The organism is Ruegeria sp. C2, from assembly GCF_056537765.1.
The window spans coordinates 152,037-175,839 of record NZ_JBQFRZ010000001.1 but is presented as its reverse complement, the minus strand read 5'-3'; the positions used below and the strand labels follow the sequence as shown (position 1 = coordinate 175,839).

General features: G+C 59.4%; 21 protein-coding genes. 7 read left to right on the top strand and 14 right to left on the bottom strand.

All coding sequences use genetic code 11. The annotated features are described in order from the left end of the window. Positions 1 to 19: 19 nt before the first annotated feature. The 3 genes from ACR0IV_RS00895 to ACR0IV_RS00885 form a co-directional block, all read right to left on the bottom strand. Positions 20 to 373 (bottom strand): hypothetical protein, encoded by a 354-nt coding sequence (locus ACR0IV_RS00895; protein WP_480470428.1) that lies wholly within the window; start codon positions 371 to 373, stop codon positions 20 to 22. Between the two features lie 136 nt (positions 374 to 509). After that, on the bottom strand, positions 510 to 989 hold the full coding sequence (locus tag ACR0IV_RS00890; RefSeq protein WP_480658343.1) for a DUF6497 family protein: 480 nt from the start codon (positions 987 to 989) through the stop codon (positions 510 to 512). A gap of 30 nt (positions 990 to 1,019) precedes the next feature. Continuing rightward, a complete protein-coding gene (locus ACR0IV_RS00885) occupies positions 1,020 to 2,552 on the bottom strand; it encodes an acyl-CoA carboxylase subunit beta (RefSeq protein WP_480470430.1) in 1,533 nt (510 codons plus the stop codon). 182 nt (positions 2,553 to 2,734) lie between these two features. Here ACR0IV_RS00885 and ACR0IV_RS00880 point away from each other — a divergent pair, with 182 nt between their 5' ends. Beyond that, positions 2,735 to 3,940: a multidrug effflux MFS transporter gene (locus ACR0IV_RS00880; protein WP_480658345.1), complete on the top strand. Its 1,206-nt coding sequence runs from the start codon at positions 2,735 to 2,737 to the stop codon at positions 3,938 to 3,940. 63 nt (positions 3,941 to 4,003) lie between these two features. Continuing rightward, the gene (locus ACR0IV_RS00875; protein WP_480658348.1) at positions 4,004 to 5,404 is read left to right on the top strand and encodes a helix-turn-helix domain-containing protein; all 1,401 of its coding nucleotides are present in this window, start codon (positions 4,004 to 4,006) and stop codon (positions 5,402 to 5,404) included. Positions 5,405 to 5,460: 56 nt separating this feature from the next. On the opposite strand, the gene ACR0IV_RS00870 is transcribed toward ACR0IV_RS00875, so the two are convergent. The 7 genes from ACR0IV_RS00870 to ACR0IV_RS00840 form a co-directional block, all read right to left on the bottom strand. Continuing rightward, positions 5,461 to 5,700, bottom strand: coding sequence for an HP1242/YdcH family protein (locus ACR0IV_RS00870; RefSeq protein ID WP_480658350.1), 240 nt, complete (start codon positions 5,698 to 5,700; stop codon positions 5,461 to 5,463). 98 nt (positions 5,701 to 5,798) lie between these two features. Then, a complete protein-coding gene (betA, locus tag ACR0IV_RS00865; protein ID WP_480658352.1) occupies positions 5,799 to 7,457 on the bottom strand; it encodes a choline dehydrogenase in 1,659 nt (552 codons plus the stop codon). Between the two features lie 76 nt (positions 7,458 to 7,533). Beyond that, positions 7,534 to 8,994, bottom strand: coding sequence for a betaine-aldehyde dehydrogenase (gene betB / locus ACR0IV_RS00860; protein ID WP_480658353.1), 1,461 nt, complete (start codon positions 8,992 to 8,994; stop codon positions 7,534 to 7,536). A gap of 29 nt (positions 8,995 to 9,023) precedes the next feature. Beyond that, a complete protein-coding gene (betC, locus tag ACR0IV_RS00855) occupies positions 9,024 to 10,532 on the bottom strand; it encodes a choline-sulfatase (protein ID WP_480658355.1) in 1,509 nt (502 codons plus the stop codon). Then, the gene (betI, locus tag ACR0IV_RS00850; RefSeq protein WP_480658356.1) at positions 10,529 to 11,101 is read right to left on the bottom strand and encodes a choline-binding transcriptional repressor BetI; all 573 of its coding nucleotides are present in this window, start codon (positions 11,099 to 11,101) and stop codon (positions 10,529 to 10,531) included. The genes betC and betI overlap by 4 nt, the downstream gene beginning before the upstream one ends. Before the next feature lie 58 nt (positions 11,102 to 11,159). Next, positions 11,160 to 12,104 (bottom strand): DMT family transporter, encoded by a 945-nt coding sequence (locus ACR0IV_RS00845; protein WP_480658357.1) that lies wholly within the window; start codon positions 12,102 to 12,104, stop codon positions 11,160 to 11,162. 40 nt (positions 12,105 to 12,144) lie between these two features. Next, positions 12,145 to 12,744: a LysE/ArgO family amino acid transporter gene (locus ACR0IV_RS00840; protein ID WP_480658358.1), complete on the bottom strand. Its 600-nt coding sequence runs from the start codon at positions 12,742 to 12,744 to the stop codon at positions 12,145 to 12,147. A gap of 86 nt (positions 12,745 to 12,830) precedes the next feature. Between ACR0IV_RS00840 and ACR0IV_RS00835 the strand changes: the two genes are divergently transcribed. Beyond that, positions 12,831 to 13,718 (top strand): LysR family transcriptional regulator ArgP, encoded by an 888-nt coding sequence (locus tag ACR0IV_RS00835; RefSeq protein WP_480658360.1) that lies wholly within the window; start codon positions 12,831 to 12,833, stop codon positions 13,716 to 13,718. Here the strand turns inward: ACR0IV_RS00835 and ACR0IV_RS00830 are convergent. Both ACR0IV_RS00830 and ACR0IV_RS00825 read right to left on the bottom strand, forming a co-directional pair. Further along, the gene (locus ACR0IV_RS00830) at positions 13,715 to 14,986 is read right to left on the bottom strand and encodes a permease (RefSeq protein WP_480658362.1); all 1,272 of its coding nucleotides are present in this window, start codon (positions 14,984 to 14,986) and stop codon (positions 13,715 to 13,717) included. The two genes, ACR0IV_RS00835 and ACR0IV_RS00830, sit on opposite strands and share 4 nt — an antisense overlap. 143 nt (positions 14,987 to 15,129) lie before the next feature. After that, complete coding sequence (locus ACR0IV_RS00825; protein ID WP_171175476.1) at positions 15,130 to 15,870, bottom strand: YebC/PmpR family DNA-binding transcriptional regulator; 741 nt, start codon at positions 15,868 to 15,870, stop codon at positions 15,130 to 15,132. A gap of 111 nt (positions 15,871 to 15,981) precedes the next feature. Here ACR0IV_RS00825 and ACR0IV_RS00820 point away from each other — a divergent pair, with 111 nt between their 5' ends. The 4 genes from ACR0IV_RS00820 (at position 15,982) to ACR0IV_RS00805 (ending at position 21,108) form a co-directional block, all read left to right on the top strand. Then, a complete protein-coding gene (locus ACR0IV_RS00820) occupies positions 15,982 to 17,754 on the top strand; it encodes an SLC13 family permease (protein WP_480658363.1) in 1,773 nt (590 codons plus the stop codon). 16 nt (positions 17,755 to 17,770) lie between these two features. Beyond that, positions 17,771 to 18,505, top strand: coding sequence for a glutamine amidotransferase (locus ACR0IV_RS00815; RefSeq protein ID WP_480658365.1), 735 nt, complete (start codon positions 17,771 to 17,773; stop codon positions 18,503 to 18,505). 72 nt (positions 18,506 to 18,577) lie between these two features. After that, on the top strand, positions 18,578 to 19,435 hold the full coding sequence (locus ACR0IV_RS00810; RefSeq protein WP_480658366.1) for a bile acid:sodium symporter family protein: 858 nt from the start codon (positions 18,578 to 18,580) through the stop codon (positions 19,433 to 19,435). Positions 19,436 to 19,446: 11 nt separating this feature from the next. Then, the gene (locus ACR0IV_RS00805) at positions 19,447 to 21,108 is read left to right on the top strand and encodes an FAD-binding dehydrogenase (RefSeq protein WP_480658368.1); all 1,662 of its coding nucleotides are present in this window, start codon (positions 19,447 to 19,449) and stop codon (positions 21,106 to 21,108) included. Here the strand turns inward: ACR0IV_RS00805 and ACR0IV_RS00800 are convergent, their stop codons facing one another. Both ACR0IV_RS00800 and ACR0IV_RS00795 read right to left on the bottom strand, forming a co-directional pair. Continuing rightward, positions 21,109 to 21,855, bottom strand: a complete 747-nt coding sequence (locus ACR0IV_RS00800) for a YbaY family lipoprotein (RefSeq protein WP_480658370.1) — start codon at positions 21,853 to 21,855, stop codon at positions 21,109 to 21,111. It abuts the gene before it with no gap. Positions 21,856 to 21,952: 97 nt separating this feature from the next. Next, complete coding sequence (locus ACR0IV_RS00795) at positions 21,953 to 23,731, bottom strand: SLC13 family permease (RefSeq protein WP_480470448.1); 1,779 nt, start codon at positions 23,729 to 23,731, stop codon at positions 21,953 to 21,955. Positions 23,732 to 23,803: the final 72 nt, after the last annotated feature.

Here is a 23,803-nt window from a genome sequence, read left to right as displayed (position 1 = left end):
GCGACGCCCCCATACACGATCAGTTTGCCCCATCGAAAATTTCGGGAAACGACTGACGTGCGATATCCAGATCGATCACCAGCAAAGCCTCATAGCTGGCTGGGTCGAACGGGTCTTCCGCCGCCACTACTTCGCGTCCGAACAGCCAGCTGAGGCGTCCGGCATCCAGATTTCCGCGCTCAAACGGCTGATCGCCGAAATGCGCCCAAAGCGCCTCGATGAAAGCTGCATCGGCGCGTTTGTCGGCGGGTTTGCGATCCCGAAACCGCTCACGCCGGGTCAACGGCGTTACACCCTTGGGGTTGGCACGCCGAATGGTGAACTGAAAATCTGTGCCGGTAAGCCGGCCGGGGAATCCACGATGTTTCAACATATTGACACCATCGGGGTTTGGACGTTGAAAAGGCAGGAAAACCCGCCTTGTTGCAGGGGTAGAGCGATCATGCGCACCTCCGAAGCCGCAGTATTGGAATGAACTGCCCTGAGCGTATGATTGTCATTGATCATGCTCAGAGCCCCTCCCAGATACACTTGGATTGCTCCAGCCGGTAGGCCTCAAAGAACTGAGTTGCATCCGGTTCTGAGGTGCCGAATTCAACAGGTCGATCCGAGAATGAGATCACTACGCGTGCGGGCTCTAGCCCATGCTTGGCGACATATGGAACGGCCAGCGTCTGACACAGGTGCTCCATGTCGATCACGGCGATATCATAGGTGATGTGCCCCGCCGTTGACCCGATCTTGGGCGCAATGAACCGGAACCGCACCCAGAGCTCGCCGGGGTTGTTATCCAACAGGACATTGTTGAGTTCGACCGGCTGGCCCGAAGGCACCGGCAGGGTGTTACCCGCCTGTGCCGGGCTGACCAGATGCGCCATCAAGGCTGCAAAGACCAAACCCCGGACCCCCCGTTGGCGGGCTCCTCCCTCCGGGGTCAGCCGCACTGACCTGCGGGTCAGTGCGGTCTTATGTCTGGCAAAGTGGGTCATGCAACAACGGCTCAGGATTGCTCAGTTCACTTAAAGCGGAATATTGTCGTGCTTCTTCCACGGGTTCTTCAGCTGCTTGCCGCGCAGGCTTGCAAACGCGCGCGACACGCGGCGGCGTGTGGATTGCGGCATGATCACCTCATCAATGAAGCCCCGCTCTGCGGCGACGAAGGGATTGGCGAACCTGTCTTCATAGTCCTGCGTGTGCTGCGCGATCTTCTCCGCATCGCCCAGATCGGCGCGATGGATGATCTCGGTCGCGCCTTTGGCCCCCATCACCGCAATCTCAGCGGTGGGCCAAGCATAGTTGAAATCGCCGCGCAGGTGTTTCGAGGCCATCACGTCATAAGCCCCGCCGTAAGCTTTGCGGGTGATGACGGTGACCTTTGGCACGGTTGCCTCACCATAAGCAAACAGCAGCTTGGCGCCATGCTTGATCACTCCGCCATATTCCTGGCTGGTTCCCGGCAGGAAGCCCGGTACATCCACGAGAGTCAGGATCGGGATTTCAAAACAGTCGCAGAAGCGTACGAACCGCGCCGCCTTGCGCGAACTGTCGATGTCCAGACAACCGGCCAGAACCATCGGCTGGTTTGCAACGATGCCAACGGTCTGCCCTTCCAGCCGGATGAAACCGGTGATGATGTTCTTGGCGTAGTCTTCCTGAATCTCGTAGAAATCACCCTCATCCGCGATCTTGGTGATGAGCTCTTTCATGTCATAGGGCGTATTCGGATTGTCCGGGATCAATGTATCCAGCGAGGTTTCGACCCGGTCAGGCTCATCAAAGAACGGGCGCACAGGAGGCTTTTCCCGGTTGTTGAGCGGCAGGAAATCGACCAAGCGGCGCACTTCGGCCAAGGCTTCGACATCGTTTTCAAACGCGCCGTCCGCGACCGAGGATTTCTTGGTATGGGTCGAGGCCCCGCCCAGCTCTTCGGCGGTGACAACCTCGTTTGTGACCGTCTTCACGACGTCGGGGCCCGTGACGAACATATAAGATGTGTCTTTGACCATGAAGATAAAGTCGGTCATGGCAGGGCTATAAACCGCGCCACCGGCGCAGGGGCCCATGATCACGCTGATCTGCGGCACCACGCCCGAGGCCATGATGTTGCGCTGGAATACCTCGGCGTAACCGGCAAGCGAAGCGACACCTTCCTGAATCCGCGCCCCACCCGAGTCGTTGATCCCGATCACCGGCGCGCCGTTCTGCACCGCCATATCCATGATCTTGCAAATCTTCTGTGCGTGGGTTTCCGACAGCGAGCCACCAAACACGGTGAAATCCTGGCTGAACACATAAACCATACGGCCATTGATCGTGCCCCACCCGGTTACGACACCGTCCCCCGCGGGTTTTTGTTTTTCCATCCCGAAATCGGTGCAGCGATGGCTGACGAACATGTCAAACTCTTCAAAGCTGCCCTCATCGACCAGCAATTCGATCCGCTCGCGCGCGGTCAGCTTGCCGCGCGCATGCTGCGCGTCGATCCGTTTCTGCCCACCGCCAAGCCGGGCGTTGGTGCGGCGATCTTCAAGCTCGGAAAGGATGTCTTTCATGACGGTAGTCCCCTGTGAAATTTTGCGGGACCATAACGGGCCTGATCTGAACCCCAAAGACATTTTCGGCAAATTTGCAAATATATAGCAATATCTCGTGAAGTAAATGCAAATTTGCTAATTAACACATCAAGCCACAACTGCCGATGGTAATTCACACGCACAGGCTCTAAAGGTGAACCATGCAGTTCAGCTCACACTCAGTCTGCCGTACGCCACCTTCGCTTGCAACGCTCGTCTTGTTGTCAGGTCTGTCCGCGCTTAGCATGAATCTGTACCTGCCCAGCCTGCCCTTCATGGCGACCTATTTCCAGACCGATTACAAGACGATGCAGCTGTCAATCGCGCTTTATCTGCTGGTCAATGCTGTTCTGCAAATCCTGATTGGCCCGTTGGCTGACAAGGCCGGGCGCAGACCGGTTCTGCTTTGGGGGCTCGCGCTGTTTCTGCTGGCCACGTTAGGTTGCATCTACGCGCCGACGATCGAGATATTTCTGGCCTTCCGGATGAGCCAGGCCGTGATCGTTGTGGGCATCGTCCTCAGCCGCGCCGCAGTGAGGGACATGTATGCTCAGGACAAGGCCGCATCAATGCTCGGCTATGTCACGATGGGGATGGCCGTGGTCCCGATGATCGGCCCTGCGGTTGGTGGCCTGCTTGAGGAAGCATTCGGGTGGAAAGCCAATTTCTGGCTACCTTTCGGATTGGCCGCCCTCACCCTTTGGCTGACCTTTCAGGATTTCGGAGAAACGGCCGCATCAAGCGGTAAAACACTGGTGCAGCAGTTCCGCGAATACCCCGAATTGCTGACCTCTCCGCGCTTCTGGGGCTATTCGCTGTCCTCGGCGCTGTCGTCTGGGGCCTTCTTCGCCTATTTGGGCGGGGCGCCATTCATCGGAACCGAAGTCTTCGGTATGACTGCGGCTGAGGTCGGTGTGTATTTCGGCGCCCCGGCACTGGGCTATTTCTTCGGGAATTTCATCAGCGGGCGCTACTCCGTGCGTTTCGGAGTCAACCGCATGGTGCTTTGGGGCTGCTGGCTAAACGCCACCGGCGTCATGATTTCAGCCACCCTGTTCCTGATGGATATGGGCACCGCAATCAGCTTCTTCGGGCTGATGACCTTTGTCGGTTTGGGCAACGGTATGTCGATCCCCAATGCCACCGCAGGGGCCTTGTCCGTACGCCCGCATCTGGCCGCTACCGCCTCGGGCCTCAGCGGGGCGATCATGTTGGGCGGCGGCGCTGGCCTCAGCGCCTGGGCAGGTGCGTTGCTGACGCGCGAAACCGGTGCCATGCCTTTGCTGTGGCTGATGCTGGCAACTTCGATCCTTGCGATCTTCGCGATCAGCAGCGTCATCTGGCGTGAGAAGCAATTGGGCCTATAGACGCTTGCGCGCGAGGGTTTGCAAAGTTAGCCTGCAATTTCAGGAAAGCTGCAAAGAACCATTATGGCCACCCAGAAACTCTATGCCGGTGCAAAACTGCGCGAAATGCGCACGCGCCTAACCCTGACGCAAAAAGAATTCGCTACAAAACTGGGCGTTTCTCTGCCGTATCTCAACCAGATGGAGAACAACAACCGCCCGATCTCGACGACGGTTGTTCTGGCTCTGGCGCAGGAGTTCGGCATGGACGTCACCGAACTCAGCACCGGTGACAGCGAGCGCCTTGTTTCAGACATGCGCGAAGCTCTGGCCGATCCGGTCTTTGCCGACACCATGCCGCCTTTGGCCGACCTGCGCCTGACCGCATCCAATGCCCCTGCTCTGGCGCGGGCGTTTATCGAACTGCATCGCACGTATCGGCAAACGCATGAACGCCTCGCCTCTCTGGACGAGGCATTGGGACGCGAAGACGCCCGTATTCAGGCCAGCCCGTGGGAAGAGGTCCGCGACTTCTTCCATTATTGCGACAACTATATCGACGCCGTGGATCGCGCAGCTGAACGGTTTGCCGCCCGCGCGGAAGAGGCCGGAAGCATTCGACAAGCCGCCCTGAACAGCCTGTCCGAACGCGGCATCCACGTCACCTTTGCCGATACCGAAACCCTGCGCAGCTACAGCGCCGAAGACAAGACCTTGCGCCTGTCCTCACGCGCGGCGCCTCAGACGCAGGTGTTCCAGTTGTTGCTGCAGGTGGCTCTAATCAGTCAGGACAAACTGCTTGAGGCGACGCTGGACTTCGCCCGCTTCCAAAGCGAAGAGGCCCGCGCGATTGCCAAGATCGGTCTGGCCAATTATTTCGCCGGTGCCTCGCAGATGCCCTACAGCGCCTTTCTCGCGGCAGCGCAGGATTACCGGCACGATCTGGAGTTGCTGAGCAATCGGTTCGGGGCGTCCATCGAACAGGTCGCCCACCGCCTATCCACCTTGCAACGGCCCGGTGCCAAGGGCATTCCGTTTTTCTTTGTCCGCGTCGATCAGGCCGGAACGATCACCAAACGCCACTCGGCCACGCGGCTGCAATTTGCGCGCTTCGGCGGGGCCTGCCCGTTGTGGAATGTCCATCGTGCTTTCGAAACGCCCGGCCATTTCCTGCAGCAGCTAGCAGAAACACCTGATGGCGTCCGGTATATTTCGCTCGCCCGCGATGTCTCGAAATCCGGCGGTTCCTTCGGTGCGCCGGTGCGCCGCTATGCTATTGCTCTGGGTTGTGAAATCCGTCACGCCGAGGCGCTGGTCTATGCCGATAATCTCGACATCAACAACGCCAGCGCGTTCGAGCCCATCGGCATTTCCTGTCGCATCTGCGAACGCCAAACCTGCCACCAGCGCTCGGTCCCACCGTTGGAACGCCGCCTGACAATCGACGCTCATACCCGCGGCACGCTGCCCTACGAGGTCACCTGATTTTCTTGTGTTGGAAGTAACTCAAATAAGACGGGGGCAGAGCCCCCGACTTGCGTTCAGCTTTTCGACAAAATCGCCCAGATTTCGTCCTTGAGCGCCGCGCGCTTCTTACGAAGATCAACCTCGGCCAGCTCTTCCATCGGCTCGACATTGGTTTCAGCACGATGCACGACGCGATTGACCTCGTGATATTCATCCGCAAGGCGCGCGAAATGCGCGTCCGTTTGCTTGAGCTGGCTCATCAATTCGACCTTTTCGGGGAATTCCTCGGCCAGTTCATGCGGGGTGTGGGACATTCTGTGCGCTCCTATATCTGCATTACGTCCCAAGGCTAAAGATACCCGGCAAGTGTTGCTTTGACGCGGATCAAATCCGCGCCAAAGAATACCGGTATTTATCGCTGCGCAACCGTCCATTCCGGATGGATCCACGGCCGGTCATTGGCCTTCGGCAGCGCCTCCTTGCCAAGCAGATGGTCCGAGACCTTTTCCCCCACCATGATCGAGGGCGCATTGAGGTTACCGTTGGTGATCTGCGGAAAGATCGAACTATCAGCCACGCGCAGCCCGTCGACCCCAATCACGCGACCCTGCGGATCGACGACTGCGTTTTTGTCATCCGCGCGCCCCATACGGCAGGTGCCGCAGGGGTGATACGCACTTTCGGCATGTTCGGCGATAAAGGCATTCAGTTCGTCATCGGTCTGAACATCAGCGCCGGGCTGGATTTCTTTTCCGGCAAAGGGCTTGAACGCGTCTTGCCCGAATATCTCGCGGGTCAGTCGAATGCAGGTGCGGAAGTCCTCCCAGTCTTCCTCATGGCTCATGTAGTTGAACCGTATCACCGGCGCATCTTCGGCCTTCGCCGAACGCAAAGTCACCGCCCCGCGCGACGGGGATCGCATCGGCCCGACATGCGCCTGAAAACCGTGCCCTTCGGCAGCAGCCTGACCATCATAGCGCACCGCCATGGGCAGGAAGTGATACTGAATATCCGGATATTCGACGCCAGGTTTGGAGCGGACGAAGGCTGCACTTTCGAACTGGTTCGACGCCCCCAGACCTGTTTTGGTAAACAACCACTGCGCCCCGATCACCCCCTTGCTGATCAGATTCCAGTGCTTATAGAGCGTGATCGGCTGCAATGAGGCCTGCTGGATGTAAAGCTCCAGATGGTCCTGCAGGTTGGCACCCACACCGGGCCGATCCGCGACCACCTCGATACCATGTTCAGCCAGTTGCGCTGCCGGGCCAATGCCCGATAACATCAGCAACTTGGGCGAGTTGATCGACGAGGCCGCCAGCACCACCTCGCGCCGCGCACGGACGACCTCAGGCTTGCCGCCACGGATCAGCTCAACGCCTGTGGCACGCCCGTTTTCCATCACGATTCGAGACGCCAACCCGCGCACAACCTCGCAATTGTCCCGCTTGAGGGCGGGCCTCAGATAGGCATTGGCCGCCGACCAGCGCCGTCCTTTCCAGACGGTTTGCTCCATCGGGCCGAAGCCTTCCTGTTTTTCGCCGTTATAGTCGCCGGTCACCTCATATCCGGCCTGCTGTCCGGCATCGACGAAAGCCTTGAACAACGGGTTCTGACGAGGGCCGCGCGATACATGCAGCGGCCCGTCGGTTCCGCGCCACGTAGCGTCGCCACCATGGCCACCGTCATGCCATGTCTCCATCCGTTTGTAATAGGGCAGCACGTCAGCGTACGACCAGCCATCCGCGCCCATCTCAGCCCAGGTGTCGAAATCGCGTGCATGGCCGCGCACATAGACCATCCCGTTGATCGATGAAGAGCCGCCGATCACCTTACCGCGCGGACACGCCAGGCGGCGGTTGTTCAGATGCGGCTCGGGTTCGGACCTGTAACCCCAATCATAGCGCGACATATTCATTGGATAGCTGAGCGCCGCCGGCATCTGAATGAACGGACCCGCATCGGTGCCGCCATGTTCGATCACCAGAACCGAAGCTCCGGCTTCACTCAGCCGATAGGCCATTGCGCATCCGGCGGATCCGGCGCCTACGATGACAAAATCTGCTTCCATTTAAGTCCCCTGGGCCCTTGACCCTGCAGTGGGCGGCACTGGGCACGCCCGGAATTCGTATTACGCGCCCTTGGTGTCAGAAAGGCGCTTCCAGATCGCCCATCCGGACGTATACCGACTTGAGCTGCGAATAGTGCTCGATCGCCGCCGCTGAATTCTCGCGCCCGACGCCCGACTGTTTTGAGCCGCCGAAGGGCACTTCGACCGGGGCGTCGTTGTAGCTGTTGATAAAGCATGTTCCTGCCTCGAACCCGGCTGCGACGCGATGCGCACGGGTCAGATCACGGGTGAACACACCCGCAGCCAATCCGAATTCCGTATCGTTGGCACGGGCCAACACCTCATCTTCGTCCGCGAAATCCAGAACCGCCATGACGGGGCCAAAAATCTCTTCGCGGGCGATGGTCATCTCGTCGGTGACATCGGCAAAGACCGTGGGCTGCAGATAGAAGCCGTCGCGATCCACACGCGCGCCTCCGGTGACCAGACGTGCGCCTTCCTCGACGCCCTTAGCGATGTAGCCCTGTACGATCTCCATCTGCCGTTGGCTGACCATCGGGCCGAAACTGGTGTCCGTATCCATCGGGTCACCGATTTTCGCCTGCTGCAACCGTTCGCTAAGCCGTGCCAGAAACGCCTCTTTGATACCGTTCTGCACAAACACGCGGGTCCCGTTCGAGCAGACCTGACCGGAGGAATAGAAGTTCCCGAGAATGGCGCCCGATACCGCATTTTCCAGATCGGCATCGTCGAACACGATCATCGGGGATTTGCCGCCCAACTCCATCGTGACATGCTTCAACCCGGCGGCCGCAGCCGCATAAACCTTTTTTCCGGTCGGCACGGAGCCGGTCAGCGACACCTTATCGACGCGCGGATCGCTCACCAGCGCTGCACCAACCTCACTCAGACCCTGCACTACATTGTAAAGCCCGGCTGGCAGCCCGGCCTCATGCATGATTTCCGCCACCTTCAACGCGCAAAGCGGTGTGGTCTCGGACGGCTTGAAGATCATCGCATTGCCGCAGGCCAGCGCAGGTGCGCCCTTCCAGCATGCGATTTGAGTGGGATAGTTCCACGCGCCAATCCCGACACATACCCCCAGCGGTTCACGCCGTGTGTACGCCCAGTCACCATCGGCAAGCGGGATATGTGAGCCGGTCAGTGTCGCGGCCATGCCACCGAAATACTCCAGCGCATCGGCACCGCTGGTCGCGTCGGCGACCGAGGTTTCCTGATAGGGTTTACCGGTGTCGAAGGTTTCCAGCACGCTCAGGTCATGATTGCGTTCGCGTATCATGTCGGCGGCCCGACGCAGGATACGGCCACGCTCGGTTCCGCTGGTGGCTGCCCATTGTTTCTGGGCCGCACGGGCGCTTTCGATGGCACGTTCGACAATTGCCGGCGTGGCCGAATGCACGGTCGCGATCACCTCGCCCGTCGCCGGATAGATCACCTCAATCGCTGTGCCAGAAGTGTCTTCAACATATTCACCACCGATGAAGTGGCTGGCGGTGGGTTGGGTTGGGTAGGTCATTTGTTGGTATTCCGGTCTTCGGGGTCAGGTCATTCGCCACGCGGGAAACGCTGGCTTTCCTCGACAATGTTCAGGTCCATGTGGTTGCGCATGTAGCGTTCGGACGCTTTCTGCAGCGGCTGGTAGTCCCACGGGTAATAGCCACCCTGCCGCAAAGCCTCGTAAACGACCCAGCGGCGGGCCTGGCTGGCGCGGACATCGGCATCGAAACGATCCAAGTCCCAGCGGGTTTCGGACTTGGCGCGCAGGGTTTGCAGCGTACCCGCATGCTCGGGGTTATCCGCCAGATTGGTGAGCTCATGCGGGTCGGCCTCAAGGTCGAACAGCTGATCAGGGTCCAGCGCGCAACGGTTGTATTTCCACTTGCCATAGCGCAGCGAAACCAGCGGCGCGTAAGACGCCTCGGCCGCGTATTCCATCGCCACCGGCGCGGTTCGTTCGACACCCTGCGCCAACGGCACGAGGTCCTCACCATCTGTCCAGGGCGCTATCTCGGCCATGTCCACGCCGGCCAACGACCCGAGCGTGGGGGTCACATCAATCGTGGACACTGGCGCATCAATGCAGCCCGCAGGCAGGTCCGGCGCCGAGATCATCAGAGGCACCCGCGCTGAGCCTTCGTAGAAGTTCATTTTGAACCACAATCCGCGCTCACCCAGCATGTCGCCGTGATCGGAAACAAAGAGGATGATCGCCTCTTGCCGTGTGGTTTCCAGCACTTCCAGGATCTCTCCGATCTTATCGTCGAGATAGGAGATGTTGGCAAAATACGCGCGCCGGGATTTCCGAACGTCTTCTTCCGTGATGTCAAAGCTGCGCCAGTCATTGGCGTCGAAGATGCGTTTGGAATGCGGGTCCTGATTGTCGTAGCCGATATCCGCAACCTCGGGCAGCAGGTGCTCGCAATCCTCATAGAGATCCCAGTATTTGCGACGTGCCACATAGGGATCATGTGGATGGGTAAAGCTGACGGTCACACACCACGGACGGTCATCCTTGCCACGCGCCAGATCATAGAGCTTGGCCGTGGCGTTGTAGGCGACCTCGTCATCATACTCCATCTGGTTCGAGATTTCGGCGACACCTGCGCCAGTGACCGAGCCCATGTTGTGATACCACCAATCGATCCGTTCACCGGGTTTGCGGTAATCGGGCGTCCAGCCAAAATCGGCGGGGTAGATATCGGTGGTCAGGCGGTCTTCGAACCCGTGCAGCTGATCGGGGCCAACAAAATGCATCTTACCTGACAGACAGGTGTAATAACCCGCGCGACGCAGGTGATGCGCGTATGTCGGGATATCGCTGCGGAACTCGGCGGCGTTGTCATAAACCCCGGTGCGCGAGGGCAACTGACCGGACATGAAGCTAGCCCGCCCGGGCGCGCACAAAGGCGACGCAGTGTATGCATTGGAAAACCGGGTTGAGCGCTCGGCCAGTTTCTTCAGGTTCGGTGCATGAAGCCAGTCAGCGGGACCGTCGGGAAAGAGGGTTCCGTTGAGCTGATCCACCATCAGGATCAGAATGTTCGGTTTTGTCATTTTTCGGCCTCGAGAAAGATCTCTAGAACACGCAGGGCGTGATTTACCGCGAGCTGCGGTTTTTGCGGTGCATTGAGGGCGGCGTGGATATACAGCCCGTCGATCAACGCGATCATATCTTCCGCTGCTTCAATCGGGTCTCGCATCAGTGGGCGCAGCGCATGGATCAGGTTCGACCGGATGCGAGCCTGATAGATTTGCCAAAGACGCAGCGCATCGTCATTGGTTTGTGCAAGCACATAGAACGTCATCCACGCTGCAATCACATCAGGGGTGAAACAGGATGGTGCAAAGCAGGCACGAATAATGGCTTGTGCGCGCTCATCAGGGGCGGCAGCGTCAAGCTGGGTTCGCGCTTCGGCGCCAAAATCTGACAGAATACGGCGCATGGCGGCCAGAAAGATCTGTTCCTTGCCGCCGAAATAGTGATGGGCGAGCGCGCTGGACATGCCAGCCCGTTTGGCGATTTGACTAACCGTAACATCAAGGGATTTCTGCACGCCAAGCTCGGCAATCGTCGCCTTGACGATCGCTTCCCGCCGGATCGGCTCCATTCCGAGTTTCGGCATCTCCGCCCCTCTGCACCAGCTGCTGATGAGTGGAGGCTAAGGCGTTTTTATTGACTCGTCAATCAATAACCATTTTTCGGCCTTCCGCCGGGTTCTCTGACCCTTGCGCAGGTGTTGGCGGCGTGGACCCTCTCCGCGCGATCTTGGCTTCGCGCCAGGTGATGAAGCTGACGGCGGTCAGGATCAGCGTGCCTCCGGCGATGACCCAAAAATCGATGCGTTCATGAAAGACCAATGTGCCCAGTAATGTCGCCCAAATCAACTGCAGGAAGGTAACGGGCTGCGTGACCGCAACGGGCGCGGCTTGCAGTGCAAGTGTCATGAAATAGTGCCCGGCGGTTGCGAAACTGGCGATGACGAACAAGATCCCCAAATCGCGCAGGCTGGGCGTCTCCCACACCGCCAAGGCAAAGGGGATCAGGGCAATGGTGACCCAGATCGACAGATGCGCGACCACGACCGAGGGCCGGACATCGCGCACCAGCAGCTTGGCCAGCAGATAAGACCCTCCGAGCGCGAGCGTGGTGCCCAGCATGGCCAGATGGCCCGGCAGCACTTCCCGAAAACCGGGCCGCAGGATGATCACGACGCCGATCAGTGCCACAGCGATAGCCGCAATGCGACGGAAGGCCAGCTTTTCCCCAAGGAACAGTGCAGCACCCAAGGTCACGTAAACCGGCGTGAGGTAGTTCATCGCCGTTACCTCGGCCAGCGGGATGCGGGTCATCGCGAAGAACCACAACATGACCGCAATCGCATGGACCACGCCGCGCACTCCGAACAAGGTTAGATTTCTGCGCGTCAAAGGGGTGCCAAAGATCGCTCGCAAGGCCGGCAGCAGAAAAACCAGCCCCAATACATATCGCAGGAACGCCGCCTGAATCGGGTTCATGCTGGTACCAAGGATTTTCACCAGTGCATTCATGCCAACGAAAGACAACCCGGCGGCAAGCATCCAGAACATGCCAATCAGCGGGCGGTAGGTGTCAGGGCGAGAGGTCATGCAAACGGTTGAACACCGGAATCTCGCCGGGGACAACCCTTCACATGATAACAAGTTTCAGAGCGATCATCATCATGACCACGCCGATCCCCACATCCAGCACCTGCCAGGCACGTGGGCGGGTAAAGACGGGCGTCAGAATGCGCGCGCCATATCCCAGCGTGAAGAAGAACACGAAGCTTGAGGTCATAGCACCCAGCGCAAATCCCAAACGATCATCATATTGGGCCGAGATCGACCCGATCAGCACGACCGTATCCAGGTACACATGCGGGTTCAGCCAGGTGAAGGCCAAGACGGTCAGCAGCGTGACGCGCAGGCTGGAACGTCGCGTCTCGTCCAATTCGATCGCGGCGCCCCCCTTCAGTGCAGACTGGAAACTGCGCAGCGCGTACCAGATCAGAAACGCGGCACCCCCGTACCGCATCACGGTTTCAAACCACGGTACAGCCTGCGCCAGCGAACCAAACCCGGCGACCCCTGCCGCAATCAGAATCGCGTCAGACACCGCGCAGGTCAGGCACAGCACAAAGACATGCTCACGCCGCAGACCCTGCCGCAGGACAAAGGCGTTCTGCGCACCGATGGCGAGTATGAGGCTGAAACCCAGGGCGAACCCGGCGATTGGTGCTGAGAACATGCGACCTCCTAGTATCTGAGCCGTTGACTATCGGTTACCCATCCGCCTATCAAATTAAAGATGTTTAACTAAATTAAGTTTGACTAATGCTGCTCGATCCCCATCACCTGTCCGCCCTCTCGGCGATCCTGCGCCATGGCAGCTTTGATGCAGCCGCGGCAGAGCTGGCGGTCACCCCCTCGGCCATCTCGCAACGGATCAAGGCGCTGGAGGATCGGGTGGGTGCAGCTTTGATCAATCGCGGCACGCCTTGCACCGGAACGCCGACGGGTTTGCGCATTGCCCGGCACGCCGAAGATATCGGGCTGCTGGAGGCGCAGCTTGCGCGCGAAATCACGCTGGATCAACGCGATGGCCCGGCCCGCGTGCGGGTTGCTGTTCCTGCCGATATCCTTGCCACCTGGTTCATTGAGGCGATGGCGCAGGCAGACGATTTGCTGTTCGATCTGGTTATTGATGATCAGGATCATTCAGCTGACTGGTTGCGACGGGGTGAAGTCAGCGCCGCGATTACCGTGGGCGGTCAGCACGTTCCGGGATGCGAGGCACTGTCACTGGGAACGCTGCGCTATTTGCCGACCGCAAGCCCGGCCTTCATGCACAAATGGTTTGCCGATGGTGTTTCGGACAAATCCTTGTCCCGCGCGCCCTGCCTGATTTTCAATCGCAAGGACAATTTGCAAAAAACCTGGCTCGCTGCGCACACCAGCAGCCGGATTTCACCGCCATCGCATTTTCTGCCTTCCTCACAGGGATTTGTCGAAGCTGCCATCGCCGGGCTGGGATGGGGCATGAACCCCGAAGGGCTGGTGCGCGCGGCGATATCGGATGGGCGACTGGTAGAAGTCCTGCCCAACGCCCCGCTGGATATCGCGCTGACATGGCAGATCGGACGGGTTCTGGCCCCCGCCCTGACCCCGCTGACCCAAGCGGTCCGACGCGCGGCGGCTCAGGCACTGATCCCACAGAATTAGACCTGCGGCGCCTCGGCCTTTTGCGGCTGCACGATACGGTAACAGGCAAACGCCGCCCAAAGACTGACCAGCACGATGAAGACAATCGCCGAGGCGACCTCATGCATATGTGCCACGCCCGCCATTGCCGAGGACAGGATCACACCAGCCAGCCGACAGATCGCCTTGATTGCCGCGGCCCCCTGCACACGCTGATCCTTCGGGGCCACATCCAGAAAATAAAGCTTGCGCGCACTGGCAATCCCCGTGGCCGCGATCGAAACGATGAACAGCGCGACCGCATGCAGATGAACCGCATGATCGATATGCAGATAGTGAAACGCCAGAAGCACGATTCCGGTCACCGAAACCATCAGATTTCCGGTCACCATAACCGCGCGGTGCGATTTCATGTTCACCAGTTGCCACAAAGGGGCAGAGACCAGATAGCCGGACGCGGACGAGATGATCATTGCGGTCAGGCCTTTGGCCGACGAATGATGCGCCTCAGCCGCGATCAGAGCGAAGAACGGAACAGACAACGTAACGACCACCAGCGGCAGGCGCATGGTCATATAGCGGCGGAACCATTCCTGTTCGAACATGCGCACGATGCCAGAGATGATATCGCTCAGCGATTGATGTTGTCTTTTGGCCGATTGGTCAGATTCGTCGTCAGGCGCAGATTCGGCCATCCCCAGAATGCACAGCGCTGAAAACAGAAAGAACACCACTGATGCGATGATCACGGCAGAGTGTCGCGAGAAGGGCGGGTTCTCTTTGGTGATCTCGTGCAGCAACAGCGCCAGCCCGATCGCGCCGAGGCCGCCCGCCCCCAGCTGCAAATAATGGATGATCATCCGTGATTTCGATTTCAGATGGTCCCCCAACAGATCTGATAGCATCAGCGACTGACTTTCTTCGATCATCCCGATCAAGAAGAACGCCATAATAAAAGCAATCGCAGTCAGAGAGACGCTACCCGTGGCCGCAATCAACAGGGCCATGAGAAGGCAACCGCCAATGCCGATCTCGGTCAGGGCAATCCCGCGCTTCTTGCGGGCCTGCGCCGCAATTGGCCGGGCAAAAAATACATCCGAGATCATGTTGCCAGCCATGCGGATCGACACCAAAGCTCCGGCCAGAAACATGGGCAGTTCAAGCGATACCGCCAGAAACGGCAGAACGACGGATGGGCTGCCCAGCGTCCATGCCACCTGCGACAGGATGCTTTGCCCAGCCAAAACCGGCAGATTTCGCCGCCCCGGATCAGTGGTTTTTGCTGCCATTTGCGCTTGCCTTACGTCGCGCCTTTCGCGGTGTTCTTACTTCTCCGGAATGACTGTATAAGGGCAGACCTTATGGGCCAAGGCCCCTCAAAACGCAAAAACCCGGCACATGGCCGGGTTCTGTGTTCGATTGCCGCGATGCATCAAAGCTGCGCCATAACCTCGTCGGTTGCTTCGAAATTGGTGGTCACGCGCTGAACGTCATCGTCATCTTCCAGCGCATCCACCAGCTTCATCAGCTTTTGCATGTCTTCCAGACCCAGCTCGGTCGTGGTGGTGGGTTTCCACACCAGCTTGGTGGATTCGGATTCGCCCAGCGCCTCTTCCAGCGCGCTCGATACATCGTTCAGGTCGGTATCGGCACACCAGATGATGTGACCATCTTCCGAGCTTTCGACATCCTCGGCGCCAGCCTCAATCGCAGCTTCGAAAATGGTATCCGCGTCGCCTGCGTCCGCCTGATAGACCACCTCACCCTTACGGTCGAACATGAACCCGACCGAGCCGGTTTCGCCCAGGTTCCCACCATTCTTCGAGAAGGTCGAACGCACGGTCGAGGCGGTCCGGTTGCGGTTATCCGTCATCGTCTCGACGATCACGGCCACGCCATTGGGGCCATAACCCTCATACCGGATTTCTTCGTAATCGTCGCCTTCACCGGCCACCGATTTCTTGATCGCGCGGTCGATCACGTCCTTGGGGACCGAGTTCGACTTGGCCTCTTTCACCGCCAGACGCAGGCGCGGGTTCTTGTCGGGATCAGGATCGCCCATCTTCGCCGCGACGGTGATCTCTTTCGACAGTTTGGAAAACAGTTTGGACCGCGCGGCGTCCTGACGTCCCTTGCGGTGCTGGATGTTGGCCCATTTGGAATGGCCTGCCATGGTGCGTCCTCGTTATTCGTGATTGCGTGTTCGGCGCTCATATAGACGTTTGCGGGGGGCAGGATCAAGGGATCGGCTTGCCCCGTCCTCGCCTACGGCTATGGTGGCGGTATGACGACAGATCAGATCATTCTTTTTTCCCTTTTCATCGCCGTGTTCGGAATTCTGCTGTGGGGGAGGTTCCGCTATGACCTTGTGGCCTTCACCGCCTTGATGATTGCAGTCACATTGGGAGTTGTCCCTGTCGACAATGCCTTCGCCGGGTTTGGACATCCCGCCACGATCATTGTCGCTTTGGTGCTCGTGGTTTCTGCCGGTCTGGTGCGGTCGGGTGCTGTGTTCATGATAACGCGAACATTGGTCGATGCCTCGCGCGGGCTTGGCGCGCATATCGCCCTGATGGGCGGGATCGGGGCGGTTCTGTCGGCCTTCATGAACAACGTCGCAGCGCTGGCACTGTTGATGCCGGTCGACATTCAGACGGCCCGCAAGGCGGCGCGCCCGGTGGGCCTGTCACTGATGCCGCTCAGCTTTGCCACCATCCTCGGCGGTATGGCCACGCTGATCGGGACGCCCCCGAACATCATCATCGCTTCGATCCGGGCCGAAACGCTGGGCGAGCCGTTTCATATGTTCGATTTCGCCCCGGTCGGCGGGATCGCCGCAATTGCCGGACTGGCCTTCGTCGCATTGATCGGCTGGCGTCTGATCCCAAATCGGGGCGTGCAACAGGAAAGCACCGAAGCGTTGGCCGAATACATCGCCGAGCTGACGATCCCGCCCGAGTCACCGCATATCGGCAAGCGGGTCAGTGAACTGTATGAGGCCGCCGAGAAATCCGATGTGGCCATTATCGGCCTGATCCGAGACGGAAAGCGCCGCTATGGCCGCTCGACCCATGCCACGCTGCACGAAGGCGATGCGCTGGTGCTTGAGGCGCGGCCCGAGGCGTTGGATGAATTCCGCGCCGCGCTCAATCTGGATTTCTCGGATACGCGGCGGCAAGAGGTGCTGACCGCCGAGGGTGACGGGCTGGAAGTGATCGAGGTCGTCGCCCCCGAAAGCGCCCGCATCACCGGGCGCACCGCGCAGGCACTGGGGTTGGCGTGGCGGCAAAGTACGGTGCTGATGGGCATTTCGCGTCAAGGGCGTCGGATCACCAAACAGGTGCGCAAGACCGAGGTTGAGGCCGGGGACATCCTGTTGCTGCTGTGCCCCCGTGACCGCAGCGCGGATGTGACGGAATGGCTGGGCTGTCTCCCATTGGCTGAGCGCGGACTGAATGTGACAGCCAATGACAAGGCGTGGCTGGCCATTGGCCTGTTTGCAGCGGCCGTGCTGGCCGCCAGCATCGGGTTAATCTATCTGCCCATCGCACTGGGTCTCGTCGTGGTCGCCTATGTGCTGACCAAAATCATGCCCATTGCGGATATCTATAATCACATCGAATGGCCTGTGGTTGTCCTGCTGGGCTCGATGATCCCGCTGGGCAGCGCGCTGGAAACCTCGGGCGGAACCGAGTTGATCGCCAACGCCCTGATCCAGCTGACGAATGGCTTGCCCGCTTGGGCGATCCTCACAGTGCTGATGGTTGTTACGATGACCTTATCGGATGTGCTGAACAACACCGCTACGGCCATTGTCGCGGCGCCTGTCGGGATACAGATGGCGCGCACGCTTGATGTCTCACCCGATCCGTTCCTGATGACAGTGGCCGTAGCCGCTTCGGCTGCGTTCCTGACCCCGATCGGGCACAAGAACAACACGCTGGTTTTGGGGCCCGGAGGCTATCACTTCGGAGATTACTGGCGCATGGGTCTGCCGTTGGAGATTCTGATCATCGCCGTTTCAATCCCCGCGATCCTTGTGTTCTGGCCGCTTTGATGGCTAAAGGCTGCGTATGAAACGCTTTCTGATCCTGCAACTGCGCCCGGAAACCGATGCGTCGGACGCCGAATATGCCTCGATTCTGGACAAAACTGGCCTTCAGCCCGCGCAAACCCACCGCATCCGGCTGGATTGCGAAGATCTGCCCGAGGGGTTGGATGTCACCGACTACGCCGGTGTTATCGTGGGCGGTGGTCCGGGCTGCGTCAGCGACGATCCGGCCAGCAAATCCGCACAGGATGCAAAGATCGAGGGTGCGATCATGGGGTTGATGCCGCAGATCACCGCGCAGGATCATCCGTTCATGGGCTGCTGTTATGGTCTGGGCATCCTCGCCGCGCATCTGGGAGGCGATGTCAGCAAACGGCAATATGGCGAACCGGTCGGACCATCGGATTGCCGCCTGACCGACGATGGTGTGCAGGACCCCCTGACCGCAGGCCTGCAGTCGGAATTCGAAGCATTTGTCGGTCATAAAGAGGCGGTGCAATCCCTGCCGGACGGTTGCGTGCATCTCGTCGCTTCGGACCCCTGCCCGATTCAGATGATCCGCTGGGGGCAGAATGTCTATGCCACCCAGTTCCACCCCGAAGCAGATGCCAGGGATTTTGAACAGCGCATCCATATCTACAAAGATCACGGCTATTTCCCGCCCGAAGATGCGCAGGATCTGATCGATATGTGCCATGCCGCTGACGTGACTCAACCGGGTGAAATCCTGCGCCGGTTCGCTCAACGCTACGGGTGACTTAACGGCGTGGTTGCCTGATTCACGCCCCCTCGCATAGGCTGGCCCGAACGGCTTTGGGAGGAGTTGTTCTTGGACTTGCTAATAAATGTTGGCCTGCCGCTTTCGCTGGCCATAATCATGTTGTCGCTGGGGATCGGGCTTGAGGCCGCCGATTTCCGACGCGTTCTCACCCGCGGATACCCATTCGCCATCGGTGCGATCAGTCAGGTTGTGTTGATACCACTGGCTGCCTTCACAACTGTCACGATGTTCGGGCTACCCGCTGAGATCGCCGTGGGCGTGATGCTTCTAAGCTTTTGCCCCGGCGGCGTAACCAGTAACATCCTCGCAAAGTTTGCCAAAGGCGACGTTGCGCTATCAGTCAGCCTGACAGCTGTGATCAGCCTGTTGTCGATCCTGACAGTTCCTATCCTGGCCGCATGGTCCATCGATTACTTCATGGGTGAGACAGCCCCGGAAGTATCCATTGGCGCACTTGCTACCGCATTGTTCTTGATCACAACGTTGCCTGTCGCGATAGGCGTCAGCATTCGCCACTTTGCCAGAGCGTTCGCAGTTCGGATCGACAACCCTCTTTCGACACTTGCCTCGATCCTGTTCGTGCTGATCGTTTTGGCTGCGCTGGCCGGGAATTGGCAGTTCTTCATTGAGAACCTCAGCTCTATCGGGGCTGCGTTGATCGCGCTGAATATCACGCTGTTGCTTATCGGACTTGGGCTGGCGCGGATCGCCAAGCTGACATGGGATGAGGCGAAAACTATCTCGGTCGAAACAGGCATTCAGAATTCGGCTATGGGGATTACTTTGGCGGCACTGATCACAGGCACCACAACGGGATTCAGCCCTCTGGCCGTGCCTGCGGCCGTCTACGGAATCACCATGTATGTGGTGGTAACCCCCTTCATCCTCTGGTTCCGCAACCGCTGAAAGGAGATCCGATGACCAACAACACAGCAGACGCGATTGTGGTCGGAGCCGGCCTTGCCGGTCTGGCAGCCGCAGCGGAACTGGGGGATCGTGGCAAGCGCGTGATCATCGTGGATCAGGAGCCCGAGCATTTCCTCGGCGGACAAGCGTTCTGGAGCCTCGGCGGCCTGTTCATGGTCGACACCCCTGAACAACGCCGTATGGGCATCCGCGACAGCCATGATCTGGCGCTGCGTGACTGGATGGGCAGCGCGCAATTTGACCGGGATGAGGACGCATGGCCGCGCAAATGGGCGCGGGCCTATGTCGAATTTGCCGCCGGAGAGATGCGCCCGTGGCTGCATGAGATGGGCTTGCGTTGGTTTCCTGTCGTTGGCTGGGCCGAACGCGGCGGGTCTTATGCCGACGGGCATGGCAACTCGGTTCCGCGCTTTCACATCACGTGGGGCACCGGGCCGGGTGTGCTGGAGCATTTCATTCGTCGTGTGCAGGAGCATGTCAGCGCCGGGCTGATCCAAATGAAATTCCGCCATCAGGTCAGCCACATCATCATGCAGAACGGCTGTGCCAAGGGCGTGTCCGGAGAGGTTCTGGCCACCGACTCCGCCCAGCGCGGCGGTAAAACCAACCGCGATGAGGTGGGCGAGTTCGAGGTCTATGCCCCCTCGGTCATCGTCACCTCGGGCGGCATTGGCGGTAACTTTGAGATGGTGCGCAAGAACTGGCCGCGCGACCGGCTGGGGGAACCACCAAAGGATATGGTGGCGGGCGTTCCGTTCCACGTGGATGGTCGGATGATCCCGATCACCGAAAAGGCTGGCGGGCACGTCATCAATGGCGACCGGATGTGGCACTACACCGAAGGTGTGCGCAATTGGGATCCGATCTGGCCCGCACATGGCATTCGCATCCTGCCCGGCCCAAGCTCCATGTGGTTCGACGCGCGCGGCAATCGCTTGCAACCGCCCTGTCTGCCGGGGTTCGATACGCTCGGGACGCTGCGTGAAATCCTGAAAACTGGTTATGAATACAGCTGGTTTATCCTGACGCAGAAGGTCATCAAGAAGGAATTCGCACTGTCGGGGTCCGAGCAGAACCCCGATTTCACTTCGGGAAGTTGGAAAGAGGTAATCCGTCAGCGCATCCTGTCTGGTTCAAAGGCCACAGCCCCGGTCGAGGCGTTCAAAGAAAAAGGCGAAGATTTCATCGTTGCCAACACGCTGACCGAATTGGTCACCGGCATGAACCAGCTTGGCGGAGGACTGATTTACGAGACCCATCTGCGGGCCCAGATCGAGGCGCGGGATTCTCAGGTCGACAACCCGTTCTCGAAGGACGCTCAGATGATGGCGATCCTCGCGGCGCGGAACTATCGGGGCGACAAGCTGATCCGAACAGCCAAACCGCACAAGTTCCTTGATCCGTCAAACGGCCCATTGATCGCGGTCAAACTGCACGTGCTGACCCGCAAAACGCTCGGTGGGTTGCAGACCAACCTCGACAGCCAGATGATCGGTGCAGATGGTCAAGTTGTCCCCGGCCTGTTCGCAGCCGGAGAAGTCGCAGGCTTCGGCGGCGGAGGCTATCACGGATACAACGCGCTGGAGGGCACGTTCCTTGGTGGCTGCATCTTCTCGGGCCGCAATGCAGGACGATCCCGCGCCGTTGCCTGATTACGGGGTGTGGAAGAACTTCAAAACCGGCTCACCCGCTGCATCGAGCAGGACAAGGCTGTTGCCCGCAACGGCATAGGTCGTGACACCCTGCAACGCGGCAAAAAACTGATCCTCGACCTCTTCCAGCGCGGGCGGGCAAGCCATCAGGGTTGCCGCAATATTATCTGGAAACTCCAGATGCTCCCCGGATATCTCAGCTTGCCCCGTAAACCGATTGCAACCTCCGAAACCGCTGAATGAGCCACCTTGCCCGAATGACAGCTGCGGCGGGCGCTCGACATCAATAGTGGCCCCGTTGATGCCGATTGCGGTCCAGCTCGTATCTTCCAAAGTCGCCGCGCCCAGACCGCCGACCTGCACCAATACAAGATCGGTCTCGTCCCCGGCCCCGTTGGTCAACACCGGGTGGACCGTATCGGTGATAAACAGCAACTCATCGCCCCGATAAATCGACCCGCTTACCGCATAGGTCATGCCATCCCGGATCAGCGCGTCATCGAAACTCAGCTCGAACTCGGTCGGCACCCCGGTCAAAGCATAACGTTGTGCCGCCAGAGTGACCGCCGGCGCATCCGCCAACGAGATGTCCTGCAACTCCACATACAGCGTCGCATCCTTCGGCACGGCTATCCGTTCGCGATATGTAGCGGAACCGGTCACCGTTCCGGCATGGCTTTGACTGCCCAGCAGGGCCAATAGGACTGCACCAACTACGATGGCCTGTCCGAGTTTTGGAAAAGGCATGATCCCATCCTTTCGCGTAGGTCGTTATCGAAAAGATTGTGACCGGATCGTAGTTTACAAGACCCGACGCATTCAGGTCGGCGATTCCGCGCCGGTCTTATAGCGGCCAGATGAACGGAATCAGCAGCGAAGCCAGCAGGCCGACCGTCAGGTTCAGCGGTACACCAACCTTGAGGAAGTCGGTAAACCGGTACCCGCCGGGACCATACACCATCATGTTGGTCTGATAACCGATGGGCGTCGCGAACGAGGCCGAAGCCGCGACCATCACCGCCACAACAAGCGGGCGTGGATCGATCCCCACGGCCTGCGCCAGAGAGATCGCGATGGGGGTGACGACCACAGCGACCGCGTTGTTTGACACCAGCTCGGTCAGGACCGAAGTCAGCAAATACACCGCCCAGATGATCAGGAAGGGCGGCAGCATGCCCAAGGCCGGGGCGATGGCTTCGACAATCAGCGACACCGCGCCCGACTTATCCAGCGCAGCGCCAATGGCCAGCATCGCAAAGATCAGCGCCAGCAGGCGGCCTTCGACAAATGAAAACGCTTCGTCGGCATCGATACACCGGGTCAGCAGAACAACGGCAACCGCGATTATTGACAGGGCCAGGATCGGCGCAATCCCCAGCCCAGCCAGCGCGACGATCCCGACAAGGGCTCCGATGGCAATCGGGGCATGGCTGCGCCGGAACGCGCGCGCCGACGGTTGGGTGACGTCGACCATATCCATATCGGCGGCCAGTTTCTGGATATCGGCGGGCGAGCCTTCAAGCAGAAGTGTATCGCCGACGCGCACGGTCAGATCATCCAATTGACGCCCGATATTCTGGTTCCTGCGATGCACCGCCAGCACATAGACGCCATAACGACGACGCAGCCGCATGGCACCCAGCGTGCGCCCAACCATCCGGCATCCGGGCGTGATCAGCACCTCAACCGTCTTGGTTTCAACCGCCGAAACCTGATCGACCCGTTTGAGTTCCTTATTGGTCTGCAAGCTCAGAAGCTCGGTCATTTCGGTGCGCAGAACCACCCGGTCGCCCACCCGCAGCTCGACCCCCTTGAGGTTACGCCGCAGCGACTCGTCGCCTCGGATCACATCGATCAGGCGCACGCCGGGGCGCTTGAACAATTGCACCCCGGTAACCTCACGTCCGATCAGGTTACTTTCGGGGGGGATCACGGCCTCGGTGAAAAACTTCATCTTAGACCGGTCGCTCAGCATTTCGGCCATGCTGTCACGGTCGGGCAGCAGTCGCGGCGCGATGAAACGCAGATAGATCATGCCATAGATGACGAGGGCTATGCCCAGCGGCGTCACCTCGAAGATGGTGAAGGCGGTCATGCCCTGCGCGCGGGCCACACCATCGACCAGCAGGTTGGTCGAGGTACCGATCAGCGTCAGCGTGCCGCCAAGAATCGCCGCATAGCTGAGCGGGATTAGCAGCTTGGACGCCGGAACATCCAAGGTCCGTGCGATCTGAATGAAGACCGGAATCATCACCACAACAACAGGCGTGTTCGACACTACAGCCGAAGCGACGACGACAAAGCCCATCAGCAAGCCGATGGCGATACGCGGATTGACCTGTGCCTGCTTCTGGGCGACCGAAGTGAAAGCATCGAGGGCACCGGTACGCACCAAGGCACCCATGATGATGAACATCGCCGCAATCGTCCACGGCGCAGGGTTGGACAGCACCGCCAAGGCACTTTGATAGGGCAGAATGCCGGTAGCCAGCATTAACGCAGCCCCGCCGATGGCCACGACTTCGGTCGGATAGATCTCGCGCAGGAACATGACGAACATGCCCGCAACGATTATCAGCGCCAAGACCGCGCTGCCTGTTTCTGTCAGTTGAAGGAATTGCATTCTTGGTATTCTGTCCGAACCCTGGCCTGGCATACGCGCCTGACAGCCAGTTTCACGCATTGCGTGCGTCAG